This window comes from Synechococcus sp. UW106, assembly GCF_900474015.1.
Classification (GTDB): domain Bacteria; phylum Cyanobacteriota; class Cyanobacteriia; order PCC-6307; family Cyanobiaceae; genus Parasynechococcus.
In genome coordinates this window covers 1-12149 of record NZ_UCNV01000001.1, presented here as the reverse complement: position 1 = coordinate 12149, position 12149 = coordinate 1, and the positions used below count along the sequence as shown (strand labels likewise).

Genomic DNA, 12149 nt, shown 5'->3' with positions numbered 1-12149 from the left:
GAAGCCTGGAGCACATTGATGAATCGATCACAGGCACATCAGTACATCGAGCAGCTATGGGGAAAGAGAGAGCTGGAAGAAGCAACTAATCGCTACGCACTAATCGTCATTGACTTGATCTGTGAGGCAGGAAACGAAGAGCTATTGACCTGCCATACGCCGGGAGAGCTATCGGCCTGGATACGTCGAGATGCACTCGCCTGGCAAGCAAAGCTGAGCGAGGAGGCATTCGCAGAGCAATTTGAGGTTGGGCATGGAAATGCCTATGGATGCATCGAACAGATGCTGAGCTGTGTCGACTACGCGTTTGTGCTTGACCTATTGGATTCAATGCGTCAGTCCGACTAGCCACCAAGGGCTTGTGCCTCAAAGCATCCCGAAACTCTCGCTGGCAACTGCCTCCAACACCTTTAACGCCTGAAGGTTCTTGAGACGCTTCTGAGCCTGAGTCAGCATCGCTCTGCCGTGCGGTCACACAGCCATCAATTAGAGCAGCGCACACAGAGTTAAGAGGCCGACTTTTCAACCAAAGCAACGGTCAGGTCATCACCTTGAGTCTGTAGATAGGCGTAGCCCGATCCATCTGAGCGCAGTATCGCGGTGTAGGCGTAGGTCGCACCCCGATCATCCTGTTGACGAATCCGACCGATGCAATTCTCATCCTGAATGAATCGGCCTTGATAACCAGCCACCTCACCAGCGCCGTTGTAGGAGGAGACCGCGAGACCAACCATTTGCCATTCGGTCCAGCTCTCCCGCTGAATCACGGCATTGGCCTTCCATGACGAAGCAGCAAAGCTGCTACCTCTTTGCTGGCTCAGGAAGCTGCCGTTCATGCTCTCTGGTTCACAGCGACGATATGATTGGGGCATCCATTGTTCTCTTACAACGTCGCCAATTCGAGTGCTGAGTCCGAACCGAGGCAGCCCCTGTGCGGTGAGCAAAACCTTGCTTTCGTGACCTTGTTGATCTCTGGTCACAGTCAATCCACAGTCGCTTTCTGACCCCCAGCGACCTTCGTATTTCGTTTCGCTGTAGCTGCGACCAACCCGCAAAAAACGGATTCCGCTGACGGACCCATTGGGTAACCATGTTTCCAGTTGAAGGCTGCCCATTGGTTGCTGACCACGCAGACCCTGACTAACGATCAGATATTGACCTGTTACGGGAGCTGAGCAAGAGATGGTTGCCTGGACAGGCTGTGCCTGAACGAATGCATTTGAAAGAGCTGATGCCAGCAATCCAATCGAGAGGTGGCGAAGCATTGGATCAGTCGTCAGTCCGCGCATGATGCCGAGCTTTGCTTGGGTGTGATCCTAAGTGCAATGCTTGTCAATGCAATCTGTATTTCGGACACAGTTTGGCTTGCTTTTGTTGAAAAGTGTTCCTGTGGTTGGTTGACCATCCATGAAGTGTTCATTTCGCGAGCCCCAGAGTGATTCAGAACTCATTTCTGTCTGAGTTGATACAAATACGCAAGCTATTTTTCAACAATTTTTTTGACTCGAATAATCTTAAGAGTTAATATGGGAAAAGCATTCAAATGTTCTTGATTCCATGAACCCTTCCTGGAGATCTAAGCAAGGATTTTTACGCCCTGGTGAGTCAAGCATTGATTCAATACAGACTTTGATGGGTGATTTCCTTCGTGATAGGGATTCTCCCCATTTGCTTGAAAGTTTTAATGATCTCATGTCGAACAGCCACATTTCTGGTGGCTGGGGAGAAAAAGCTCCCTTCGAGAAGGTTGTAAGGACAAATGATGATCTTCAGGTGTTACTTGAAAATGATCACCTTTTAAGACATGCTCTATGTATCATTGAGCCTGCTGATCACGTTGGATTAAATAGTTGCGGTGAATCCGTGCGTGCGTCATTAAATGTTGCTTACTTGGCACAGTCTATTGCGGACTGTGATTCAATTTTGATTCCATTGTGGGACATTGATGATATCGATAAATCACTCCTTCTTCGGGTTTTGAGCCGATCGCTGGCGATCATTATTGAGGGTGGCCACCCTACGGTTAGAGATTCTTCGACTTTTAAGGATTTGAAATGGAGTCTTGTTGAATTACAGTGTCTTTGTGAGGAGTTGATACTCTCAAGACAAAGTAGAACTCCTCCAGTAGTGTTTATATGCTTGGGGCATCAACTTGCGGCTCAAGCGCACGTTAGATTAATTCAGAAGGCAACAGCGGAAATTCAAAGGACTTATCTGGATATATTTAAAGAAGAAACCTATCTTGCTAAAAGCTTGATTGATACTTGCAATGATATATGGAAGCTTGGAGAAGCCCTTGCTATCGTAAAAGACGAAAATAATGTAATCGCTTGTGGTTGGCGTGATCCTCAATTTGCTGTTGGCATAAATGAGATTCCAGAGGCTGGTCACTGTGAGTTAATGCATTATGGGAATGCAAGAACGCATGCACGTGAGGATCTGTCTGAATTGTTGATTACTCATGCGGTTTCTAGCGAAGAATACGATGGCATTATTGAAAACTCTATAAGCTATGAGAAGAACCTCAACATAGTGATGTTTCACACTGATGAGGTTAATGAAGAGGCGATGTTGTTTGCTAATTGGGCTTACAGAAAGCTGCGCAACAGCCTTGTGCCCTCGCGGAAAATCATTTCAGTATCACCGCTCGCTTGGCTTCTCAAGCTTCCAAGTTCTATCGAAATTCTGTGTTCTACAACAGTGCAAGGCAAATTATGTACTGAGACTGCGGCAACGTGTATCAGTTACCTTGATTTCGAAACTAAAAATGTAAGGAGATCATTTTCTTGTCAATTTCATCCGGAACTTCTTGATGACCTCAGAGAATTTAGTAAAAGTGGCTTACCTGAATACTCCGCCCTGAAGCAAGATGATGGCGTGCGATTACTCGTCCGAATTTTATATGAGGCAATTAAAGAGTAGCTACCAAAGTGAAAAAGGTTTTCAGGAAAATTTTTTGAAGTTTCTAGATTAGCATGAGCTTGCGCTATCTGGTCAACTTAAGAATGGAATTGGAGATGTGTTTGTAGGAAGGTACAACCTTTAAAGTACTGGTTTAAGTTTTTCACAATAATGATTCGTTGGTCCGCGCATGATGTCGGACTTTGCTTGGTTGCGCCCGCAACTGCAATGCTGGTCAATATGTGCAGCACTACGGCGCCAATGCCAGAGAGTCGGAGCTGATTGCTGCCGCTGAACGAGTGTTAGCCGGTGTTGCTAGTTGATTGCAGCCTTGATTGCTAATTAAGCCCTGACTATCTCTGCTCAATTGTGCTAGGCATTGAAGGCTAATTTGCTATCCTTTGGAGATGACTGACAAACAAAAAGCAACTAATAGAGCAGGAGATTTGCTAGGAAGGGTATAGCTTATCATCAGGATCTGGATTATAGTCAACTAACTCGCCATTCAAGCATTTCTGCCCCTGCCTCAGAGATCCCTTCTTATCGAGGTACGAGACTAGTTCTATCCTTTGACCATCTCCCACGTCATTGACTAAACCAAAGATGCTATTACCTGCTTGGATGGGTGTGCCTGCTGGCACTTCACACTTAGATTTCAGTTTGCCATTCACGCATTTGTAGACCTGTATTCGGCTGTACTTAGGCCCATTTCTATATATACTGCCCTCGGCACAAACATCATGCACTCTTACATCTCGGTTGCTTGGTGTTGATGTTAATGCAGAAATAACAGGTAGCTGCTGAACTTCTTTGCGCTGTGCTGTCGTACTTGCACCACCAAAGCGAACTTTAATATCGGCTGACACTCTGGTGTCGAAAGCTTCGTCATAGGAGATGTTCACACCAGCCGTTAAGCCATTGCTGATCTCATAAGCCAGGCGCCCAAGCACACCAGAACCATCAGCAGATCCAAGGTCACCATTTTGGTAGTAGTAACCAACAGAAGCATTCAGCTCAGGCGTGATGAAATAACCAACATCAAGCCCGTAGGTGTTGAGTGCACCGCCTTGGTAAAAGAAGTTGAGATCTTGTTCCGTATCACCAATAGGAAGTAAGGCATAAGCGTTGAAGTTCCAGTCATTGGAAACAGCTTCTGCATTGACTGCCACCTGCTGGAAGAACGCACTCTTTTCTGTTCCAAACAAAGGAATTCCTGTGTCGGTTCCGCCTGTATTCATCGGGCGGCTGTCATAACCAGCATTCAGCCCGTACATCCAGCTGCGGTCTCCGTTTAGCCAGCGGTAACCAAGTCTGGTTGATGTGGAGATGGTTGTACCTGCAACGTCGGTGTTGATGATGCTGCTGTAGCCCTCACGATCAGCAAAGTTGGCGTTAGCGAGAACATCAAGAAACCAGACGCTGTTGTCGCCAACAGAAAGCGGCAAGAACCCACCAATACCTGCTTGGTTCGGAGTGCCAGCGCCTTGCAAGGCACCTTGAAAGCCAAAGGTGGGCTTGACCACATCCTTAAGGCTGATGCTCATCACCCCGAGGTCATCAGCACTGCCGTCCTGTGCCTTCAAAGGCAGTGGGGCGATGGCAACAGCAGAAGCGAGCAATCCAACGGAAAGGCGGCGAAGCATTGGATCAGGCGTCAGTGCGCGCATGATGCCGGGCATTACTTGATTGCGCATGCAGTAGTCACCACTTGGGCTGACAGCGTTTCCACCCGCCTGACTTCTGCATGGTTTCCCAGGCTTCAATCGCGTTGTGGCGAAGCATGCGTCTGATGACTGGTTGTCCACCACCTCTGAGCGGCCTCATTTCCACCACGACCCATTGGGCATGAGAAGTCGGATTGGCGTTGGTGAAACTGCAGACCTTTCCTTGCTGGGTGTTCACCAGCCAGCCGACACCCTTCTTTGGTGCATGGCGATCAACAAGTGGGCGATCCTTGTTCGGCATCAATCAACGATGGCGAGTCAGCGTGCCTTTAAGGGTCTGAGATGGGGGATCTCAGTAACACGGTTTTTGGTGCGAAAGATGGTCAACTCCCTATTTCGATCAACCTGATACGTAGCGGGGAAAACCTTGCCATCGCTTACAACTGAGACATCCCCACCGGCAGGCTTCACATAGATGACTCGCTTGCCGTCAGAGAGGTATGTCACTTCCAATTCGCTGGTGCTTTCACGTACGAAACACGCCTCTGAAACGCCATTGAAAGTGCATGTTCCATGAAATTCAATGATGGGACGTGCGGCAGATACAGAAACCGAGCAAGAGCTAACGGCAGCGATCAGTACAAGCCGTAAAGGGTTCATTGATAACGCCTGAGCATTTCTACCAATACTGCAGTTTCGTCACTAAACAAGTTGGTGGTCTGCAAGTGGTCGGTCCTTGTTTGGCATGCCGACACGATGGCGAAATCACTTGGATGAGGTCGGCACACTGAGATGGTTTGCCACTTCGCCCATGCCTGCAGTTGAGATGACCTGCCTTCAATCACTGTCGGATCTTGAGCAACTGGAGGGACCGTGCATGGAGGCACTGAGCGATGGAGACCCTGAAGGGGTTGCGACGGTTATCCGGCTGGGGCTGAGCCATCTGGCGATGACTGCCAAGCGACTGACCGATGCAATGGTTCTGGATCGGCTGGATGCAGAGCTTGATCAGATCGACGCATCAACGTCTGCACGGTTCAACTGTTTCTCATAGCGCAAACCGTTCGAATGGTGTATATTTAGCAGATAAATAAGGGGTCTCTATATATAAGTTAAGCTTATGCAATATATAAACAATGCTAATCAATTAGGGGTTGACAATCAGCAGGGTTTGTGTTACATTAGAATTGACGGGTAAGGTGTATCTAAATGCCCTGCTTTGTCGTTTGTGGGTCTAGTCCCACGCAAATCAAACCGAAATCAAACCGCTGAGAACGCCCTTGGGGGCTGATCCGGCACCGCAACTTGACAACTGAATCCGGCGGCGCAACTGCGAAAACCACCTTTTGGAGTTAAGCAACTATGCGCCGAACTAAAGCTGAAATCGACAGCGTCAAAGCTGCGATCTACGAACTGTGCGAGAAATACGCACCCATGACCGTCCGCCAGCTGTTTTATCAGTTGGTTTCTCTGTTCATCATTTAAAAGACTGAACAGGAATACAAAGGCACGGTTTGTCGTCTCACAAAGGAAATGCGGCTCAACGGTGAACTGCCTTGGAACTGGCTGGCAGACAACACCCGTTGGATGCACAAGCCAAACACCTATGGCGGTCTCAGCGACCTGTTGGACCGAACACAGCGGAATTACCGCCGCGAGTTGTGGGACCCGAAGACCAACCCTGATTACTGCGAGGTCTGGATCGAGAAAGACGCCCTAACAGGCGTTTTCTATGACGTGACCAAGGAATACGACGTGCCTTTGATGCCCTGTAAGGGGTATCCCAGCCTGAGCTTCATCAGGCAGGCAGCAGAGACCCTTACGCGTCAGATTCACAGCCGATACAGACAAGCGGAAAAAGGGATCATCACTGATGCCAACGCGCCATCAGCCAATGTCTATTACTTCGGGGATTTCGATCCCAGCGGAATGGACATCAGCCGCAGCACTGAAGCCCGCCTGCGTGAGTTCATCCTTGAACTTTCAGGGGGCGATGACTTCCTGCAGCGGTATTTCCACTTCCACCGCGTTGCGGTGAATCATGACCAGATCGAAGCGATGGGGCTCCCGACCCGTCCGACCAAAAAAGCAGACAGTCGCAGCGCCAAGTTCGGTCATGACGTTTCAGTTGAGGTTGATGCCATCAACCCCGACACCCTGCGTCAGATGACCAGGGACTGCATCACTGCTCACATCAATGAGCACGAGCTTCAGAGCATTCGGGACACCGAGGCATCTGAGCGCCAATTGCTGGAGCAGGTCAGCAATTTCACCAACCTGCATGGCACCACCGCTCTCAGTGAGCGACTGGCTGCCTGACCCCTTGTGGGTCTAGTCCAATAAGCCGCTGGATTCAGGAGTCACCCAATCCGCCCCGCTCTGGAGTTAGAGCAAAACTTTTGAGGGGTCATCATTTTTGCTCTAGTTTTTGCTCTATTGCCCGTTCATGGTTTGTGTAAAAGCCAGCCATGGCAGGCAGTTGCAGCGGATTTAATGCCTGCATGGCATGCAGGGGGTCTGGAGTTCGAATCTCCTTGGCTCCACTGAGATCTCAGACACCGTCTCACGACGGTGAGTCTGATTTATAAGTCTGATTCCGTATTGAGTCCGATTTGCTCATGTGGACAGCGCACACCATCCGTGGTCGTCTGCTCGAGTTGTTACGAGCTGCTGCCTCCTTTACGGTGGTTTTGAACACCGATGGGACTGCTGTCGGCCAATTAGGTCGGCCAGGATGTGACCAGAGTCACCACGGATCCCGGAGTTCTTCCACTTATTGGGAGTAACTCCTATGGGCAAATCCAATTCGGAAAAAAGGCGAACTCACAAGTACGCCCAGAAGTAGCCGGCGACCAGAAATTTTGTCCAACACGCTCTCTGGCAGCACTATCGGCTGCTGGAGCGGCTCATCAACGATCCCTCCACGCCTAACCATCTCGATCGGGTCGCTGATGGTGACCCTGTGCTTCGCAAGCTCTCCGTAAGGCTGGCGTTGCTGGCCTGACCCGCAGTGAGCTTTTTGAAAAGCGTGATGACTATGTCGCGCGCCAAGACGCTGGTGAAAAGCCTTACAGCAGCAAGCTCTACAAAGTTGGCTGGCTTAATCACGACGGAGAAATGATCGACAGCCAAACCGACGAGTTCATTCCTTTCGTTCCAGTCGGCTCCGCTAACTGAGTTCGGGGCATGAAAACTGAACTCTGGCTGCCCACCAAGGCAGCAGCGGATGCTCTATGCATCTCGACGGACACGCTGAAATGCAAGCGTGAAATTTGCGGCGGTTTTCTTGAAGCCGGCCGCGATTGGTGCGCGGGTTCTACCCGCAACAGCTCACTGACATTCTGTGTTGAGCGATGCCGCGAGGCATTCCATAAACGCGGCACGCAGGCTCGCGGAGGGCAGAGCTGATGCCTGAAATTGCATGGGACATCAAACGAATTGAGGCTCAAGCCAAGAAGTGGCAGGAGATGGCGTCGGTCCTGCCAAATGACAGTGAACGCGTGGCTTGGTTTATCGAACAGGTCTCGTTGCTGAGTGCTTTTCACATGCAGCTGCAGGAGGTCTGCAGGGTCCACAGCGATGCCGTCGTTAACGCCTTCAACAGGGCCGAAAACATCGAACAGGTCCAGCTGATTCAGATGCAGTCCATCGCTGAACGACTTGAAGCACTGGAGAAAAAGTCATGAAAAAACCCCCTGCGCCAACAGGGGGCCAAGAGCAAAACACTGACTTCAACGTACCTGCGGCATTCAGCAATGGATGGCCCATGGCGTCGGAGTTCAGGACAACTTGGCCCTTGCTCGACGCTCGAACTCTGATGACCTGCTGAGCGAACTACTGCCAGCCCGGTCACCCCAAAGAGCCAATGCGGCGACGGTGATGCAGGTGCTGTCAGAGATGGCAGCACAAGGAAACGGTTCGCTGCGCTGGAACCTGATGACGCATGAGGTGGAAGTTGAGGGCATGGCCCTCTCCCCCACGGCGCATGACTGCTTCTACGTGCTCTGCCAGAGCCGCGGATATGACATCGCCAAGGGTGAAGCCATCGATGCACTGGACCTTGCAGCGCAGGCTGACGCGTATCACCCGGTGCAGGACTGGTTACTGAGCTGCAGTGACCGCGAGCCATATGACATTTGTCGTCTCGCCTCAGAGTTTCTCCGCCCCGCTGACCTTTCCGGACCAGAGACGATCTACGACCGGATGCTGGTCAAAACCTTGGTCGGCGCAGTGCGTCGTGCCTTTGAGCCGGGCTGTCAGCACGACACCTGTTTGGTCCTGCAGGGGGAGGGAGGCAGCCGGAAGACATCGTTCTGGCGCACGCTGTTCGACCACTGGTTCAACACGTTCCTAGGGCGCATAGGCAGCAAGGACGCGATGCTCACGGTTCATCGTTTCTGGGGGCTGGAGCTGGGTGAGCTGGATGGGATCACCAGCCAGACCCACGCCGGTCATCTCAAGAACTTTCTGAGCACCAACGTCGACAGCTTCCGGACCCCCTACGGACGAAAGGTCTCGCCGGTCCCACGCCATTCCGTTTTCCTCGGCACCTGCAACGAGGGGACGTTCCTGGTCGATCCGACCGGCAATCGACGCTGGTGGATCATCCCAGTCATGTGCACACGGCAGGACCAGATCGACACCGACGCTCTGGCCCGTCTCAAGCCGCGCATCTGGGCTGAGGCTTGTCGGCTTTTCTCAAACGACTACAGCTCGTACTTAAAGGAGTCTGATGAACGTTTAAACGATCTAATTAATGATGACTTTGGCGAAGACAATCCGTTAGAGGAGCACATCAACAGCTTCATTAGGAGCAGACCGGACTGCACACAGATTGCGCTAAGCGAGCTGTACGCGGAGCTGGCAAGGACATCGGACATCTTCCGGAAGATGACGGACAGACGTGGACAGATGTTGGTCAAGTTCCACATGACGAGGACCGGATGGAGTCTTAAACGGATTGCAGCGACGAAAAGCGACCCAACACGTCCACGAAGATGGTGCCGGTCGTAGGTAGGTCCATGGTGCTGTCCAGGGTCAAAAGCCAGTTGCTGCAGTCATAGGTCCACTGTCCTACTTACCCCTCCGCTCTAAAAAATATGGAGGTAGGGATGCACTGGAGAAAGTTTGGGGGGAGGGGGGCCACGGACTCGTGGACCTCATTGAGGCGTTGCGCGATCGACTTGCCGTCGCAGAACTCGGCGCCACGTTCCTTGGCGGTTTGGTCGGTGACGTGAGCATCCCGAACAAACGTCAGGAATTGGTTTGGTCGCGGGAGGAACCAACGGTTTGGCCCCAACCTTGGATCACTTGTTGGATTTGAAGAAGGAGGTCTCCGTTGACAACGCAGATGTTGCATCTTGCGGCTTCCTCACCACCACCAAGGTCGAGGCGGTTCTTGCAAAGGCCAAGGACTCGCAGAGCCAATACCTCCTCAGCCCATATAGAACTGAACTTGGCCGTTCCCAGATTGCAGGGCGGCGTTTTGAGGTCAGCAACAACGTCCCCTCAAACCTCACAAAGGGTTCAGGGACCAACTTGTCGGCTGTCATCTACGGGAATTTCGCCGATCTGCTGATCGGTCTGTACGGGACGCTGGAAATCTTGGTGGACGCCTACACCGACTTCGCCAAAGGCAAGACGGGAATCAGGGCTCTGCAGTCAATCGACATTGCTGTTCGTCACGCCGAATCATTCACAGCGATGCAGGACGCAATCGCATAACCGCGACAGCGCCCTGCTTGTGGTGCGTACTGGCCCGGGGCTTGGACACCCCGGGCTTTTTTGTTTATATGTTCGAAACTGGTTGATGAAGCAATGTCACTTATTGATCGGGCAAAAAGTCCTGGAGAGATTTACGTGTTGCTTGTTACTTTTGTTTTTACCGAGCAATTTGACAGAAATTTAGACCTGGAAGCGGTCGAAGAAGGTGCAATTAGAAATTTTCTTGAAATATCTCATTCATTTTTGGATGCACTTACTAATCATATGCAGCCAATAGGAGCTGCATTTTTTGTGTATACATTCATCCTGATAGTGCTAAGGCTGTCGGGGATTAAATCGCGAAGATTGATTGATATGCTTGCAATTTTCCTTACAGCATGCTGGATCGTTGAGCTTGTCATCATTAATCTACTTCTTATTGCTCCTATCAAAAGCCCCGTCCTTTTAATTGTTGAGCTTTTGCTCTTCATTCCAATTATTTTGATTTGTTTTTCGTGGTGGTATTGGCGAATAAATCATGGGCGATCTGAAAGAAATTTGTCGCCTGCAATTGTAGTAAAGGATGGCCCAGGGGCTCTTGAATATTTTTTCTTCGCAGCAGAGGTTTGCTTTGACTACTCTCAGGATTCATGTAAAACTTCTATTTCAAAAATGGTACGACTTTTAAATGGATTTGTAGTGCTTGACGTTTTTGGATTGACTCTTTCAAGAGCAGTAGATTTAGCTATAGGTTGACTTCAGGGTCCTTACTTGAACATCGGCCTCGGGTCTTCCGAAGGCGCGTTGTTTGTCTAGCCTGTTGTTTTCAAAACAGTAGACAGATAGGAACAGCTAGATGGAGTTAATGACGATTAGCGAGGCTGCAAGGCACCTCGGATATAAGTCCAGGTCTCAGTTCTACAGACTGCTTAACGACGGCTATCTGCACGAGCATGTCCAAGTGCAGCAGTACACGGGACAGCGTTTGGTTGACATAGAGGGGCTGCGGGAGAAGATGCAGTGCATCTGCCAGTGGCGCCTCGACAGCGTGTTCCTAAGGTGCAACGTGATTTCAATGGCTGAAGACAGCTAACCAGTTGGGGGATAAAGCCCGCTGAATAAATCCCTCAGATGGGGAAGGTGATTCCTAGTTGAAACGGAGATGGTGAAGAGGTCCAGGAGGGTTGACCTCCACAACACTTCAAACCAATGACCAACAACACCAACACCAACACCAACACCAAAGCTGCCAAGACTTCCTTCGTTTAGCAAGCTGCAACTGGAGTTGCATTCGCACTGGCTCCATTCGCACTTGCAGTCGGAATTGGAGCATTCGAAACTATGCAGCCACAGGCAGCTAATGCTGGTGGCTGCTACCACTCCACGGGCTACACGAAGCCTCACTGGACCTCCACTCCCGTAGGCCGCACAAACACTGGCCAAACTATCTGGATGACCTGCAACTGATGAAATGTCGGGAAGCCTGATGCCTATTGGCTGAAAGCAATACAAAACCCGCAAGGGAAAAGCAGGGGGCGTTGTGATTGTCGCTATCCATCTCCCGACAAAACCTCACACACACGACCCCGTCAGCAATGGCGGGGTTTTTATTGCTTGTGCAAAGCGGGGAACACTCAAGGCACCTACTCCTGACCCATGACCCGCGACGCCCGCATTGCCCTGTTCCTGGTGGATGAGCTTGTTGCTGCCCTACGCGTCAATGCCTCTGACAGGCTAAGGAAGCTGCATTCCAATGCCGTTGCTGAACCTGGATGGTTTGCGGCAGACGAATTCCCTAATTGTTGACCTTCTTCTTAGGTATGAGCAATATTAACTTCTTGAAATACAACTTGAAAGCTCGAGCAAGGGGTGGATAAGCTT

14 protein-coding genes are annotated in these 12149 nt (G+C 50.7%); 11 read left to right on the top strand and 3 right to left on the bottom strand.

Annotated elements, in window-relative coordinates; all coding sequences use genetic code 11:
• The first annotated feature begins 18 nt into the window (after positions 1-18).
• The gene (locus tag DXY30_RS00070) at positions 19-348 is read left to right on the top strand and encodes a hypothetical protein (protein ID WP_115092841.1); all 330 of its coding nucleotides are present in this window, start codon (positions 19-21) and stop codon (positions 346-348) included.
• A gap of 158 nt (positions 349-506) precedes the next feature.
• Here DXY30_RS00070 and DXY30_RS14350 read toward each other — a convergent pair whose 3' ends face one another.
• Positions 507-836, bottom strand: coding sequence for a hypothetical protein (locus tag DXY30_RS14350; RefSeq protein WP_244281174.1), 330 nt, complete (start codon positions 834-836; stop codon positions 507-509).
• 721 nt (positions 837-1557) lie between these two features.
• On the opposite strand from DXY30_RS14350, the gene DXY30_RS00060 reads away from it, so the two are divergent.
• Entirely contained in the window at positions 1558-2922 is a 1365-nt protein-coding gene (locus tag DXY30_RS00060; protein ID WP_115092839.1) for a hypothetical protein, read from the top strand.
• Between the two features lie 428 nt (positions 2923-3350).
• Here the strand turns inward: DXY30_RS00060 and DXY30_RS00055 are convergent, their stop codons facing one another.
• A complete protein-coding gene (locus tag DXY30_RS00055; RefSeq protein ID WP_244281173.1) occupies positions 3351-4544 on the bottom strand; it encodes a carbamoyl-phosphate synthase in 1194 nt (397 codons plus the stop codon).
• A gap of 58 nt (positions 4545-4602) precedes the next feature.
• A complete protein-coding gene (locus DXY30_RS00050; RefSeq protein ID WP_115092838.1) occupies positions 4603-4866 on the bottom strand; it encodes a DUF1651 domain-containing protein in 264 nt (87 codons plus the stop codon).
• A 510-nt stretch (positions 4867-5376) separates the two neighbouring features.
• Between DXY30_RS00050 and DXY30_RS00045 the strand changes: the two genes are divergently transcribed.
• From DXY30_RS00045 to DXY30_RS13740, 9 genes are all read left to right on the top strand, one after another.
• Positions 5377-5619: a hypothetical protein gene (locus DXY30_RS00045; RefSeq protein WP_115092837.1), complete on the top strand. Its 243-nt coding sequence runs from the start codon at positions 5377-5379 to the stop codon at positions 5617-5619.
• A gap of 479 nt (positions 5620-6098) precedes the next feature.
• Positions 6099-6884 carry a hypothetical protein gene (locus DXY30_RS00040; RefSeq protein WP_244281172.1) on the top strand — a complete coding sequence of 262 codons (786 nt, stop codon included), beginning with the start codon at positions 6099-6101 and terminating at the stop codon, positions 6882-6884.
• A gap of 867 nt (positions 6885-7751) precedes the next feature.
• A complete protein-coding gene (locus DXY30_RS00030) occupies positions 7752-7973 on the top strand; it encodes a hypothetical protein (protein WP_115092836.1) in 222 nt (73 codons plus the stop codon).
• Positions 7973-8251: a hypothetical protein gene (locus DXY30_RS00025; protein ID WP_115092835.1), complete on the top strand. Its 279-nt coding sequence runs from the start codon at positions 7973-7975 to the stop codon at positions 8249-8251. Before DXY30_RS00030 ends, DXY30_RS00025 begins: the two co-directional genes overlap by 1 nt.
• Positions 8252-8324: 73 nt before the next feature.
• Positions 8325-9578: a VapE domain-containing protein gene (locus tag DXY30_RS00020; protein ID WP_115092834.1), complete on the top strand. Its 1254-nt coding sequence runs from the start codon at positions 8325-8327 to the stop codon at positions 9576-9578.
• Positions 9579-9717: 139 nt separating this feature from the next.
• Positions 9718-9888, top strand: a complete 171-nt coding sequence (locus DXY30_RS13745) for a hypothetical protein (RefSeq protein WP_170951061.1) — start codon at positions 9718-9720, stop codon at positions 9886-9888.
• Complete coding sequence (locus tag DXY30_RS00015) at positions 9879-10289, top strand: phage major capsid protein (RefSeq protein ID WP_244281171.1); 411 nt, start codon at positions 9879-9881, stop codon at positions 10287-10289. Before DXY30_RS13745 ends, DXY30_RS00015 begins: the two co-directional genes overlap by 10 nt.
• Before the next feature lie 93 nt (positions 10290-10382).
• Positions 10383-11024 carry a hypothetical protein gene (locus tag DXY30_RS00010; protein WP_115092832.1) on the top strand — a complete coding sequence of 214 codons (642 nt, stop codon included), beginning with the start codon at positions 10383-10385 and terminating at the stop codon, positions 11022-11024.
• 900 nt (positions 11025-11924) lie between these two features.
• Positions 11925-12074, top strand: a complete 150-nt coding sequence (locus tag DXY30_RS13740; protein ID WP_170951060.1) for a hypothetical protein — start codon at positions 11925-11927, stop codon at positions 12072-12074.
• The last annotated feature ends 75 nt before the right edge of the window (positions 12075-12149 follow it).

What these genes read in the sequence shown, in the direction of transcription:
- DXY30_RS00070 (WP_115092841.1), top strand. Translation starts at nt 19, where the DNA reads ATGAATCGATCACAGGCACATCAGTACATCGAGCAGCTATGGGGAAAG.
- DXY30_RS14350 (WP_244281174.1), bottom strand. Translation starts at nt 836, where the DNA reads ATGAACGGCAGCTTCCTGAGCCAGCAAAGAGGTAGCAGCTTTGCTGCT.
- DXY30_RS00060 (WP_115092839.1), top strand. Translation starts at nt 1,558, where the DNA reads ATGAACCCTTCCTGGAGATCTAAGCAAGGATTTTTACGCCCTGGTGAG.
- DXY30_RS00055 (WP_244281173.1), bottom strand. Translation starts at nt 4,544, where the DNA reads ATGCTTCGCCGCCTTTCCGTTGGATTGCTCGCTTCTGCTGTTGCCATC.
- DXY30_RS00050 (WP_115092838.1), bottom strand. Translation starts at nt 4,866, where the DNA reads ATGCCGAACAAGGATCGCCCACTTGTTGATCGCCATGCACCAAAGAAG.
- DXY30_RS00045 (WP_115092837.1), top strand. Translation starts at nt 5,377, where the DNA reads ATGCCTGCAGTTGAGATGACCTGCCTTCAATCACTGTCGGATCTTGAG.
- DXY30_RS00040 (WP_244281172.1), top strand. Translation starts at nt 6,099, where the DNA reads ATGCGGCTCAACGGTGAACTGCCTTGGAACTGGCTGGCAGACAACACC.
- DXY30_RS00030 (WP_115092836.1), top strand. Translation starts at nt 7,752, where the DNA reads ATGAAAACTGAACTCTGGCTGCCCACCAAGGCAGCAGCGGATGCTCTA.
- DXY30_RS00025 (WP_115092835.1), top strand. Translation starts at nt 7,973, where the DNA reads ATGCCTGAAATTGCATGGGACATCAAACGAATTGAGGCTCAAGCCAAG.
- DXY30_RS00020 (WP_115092834.1), top strand. Translation starts at nt 8,325, where the DNA reads ATGGCCCATGGCGTCGGAGTTCAGGACAACTTGGCCCTTGCTCGACGC.
- DXY30_RS00010 (WP_115092832.1), top strand. Translation starts at nt 10,383, where the DNA reads ATGTCACTTATTGATCGGGCAAAAAGTCCTGGAGAGATTTACGTGTTG.
- DXY30_RS13740 (WP_170951060.1), top strand. Translation starts at nt 11,925, where the DNA reads ATGACCCGCGACGCCCGCATTGCCCTGTTCCTGGTGGATGAGCTTGTT.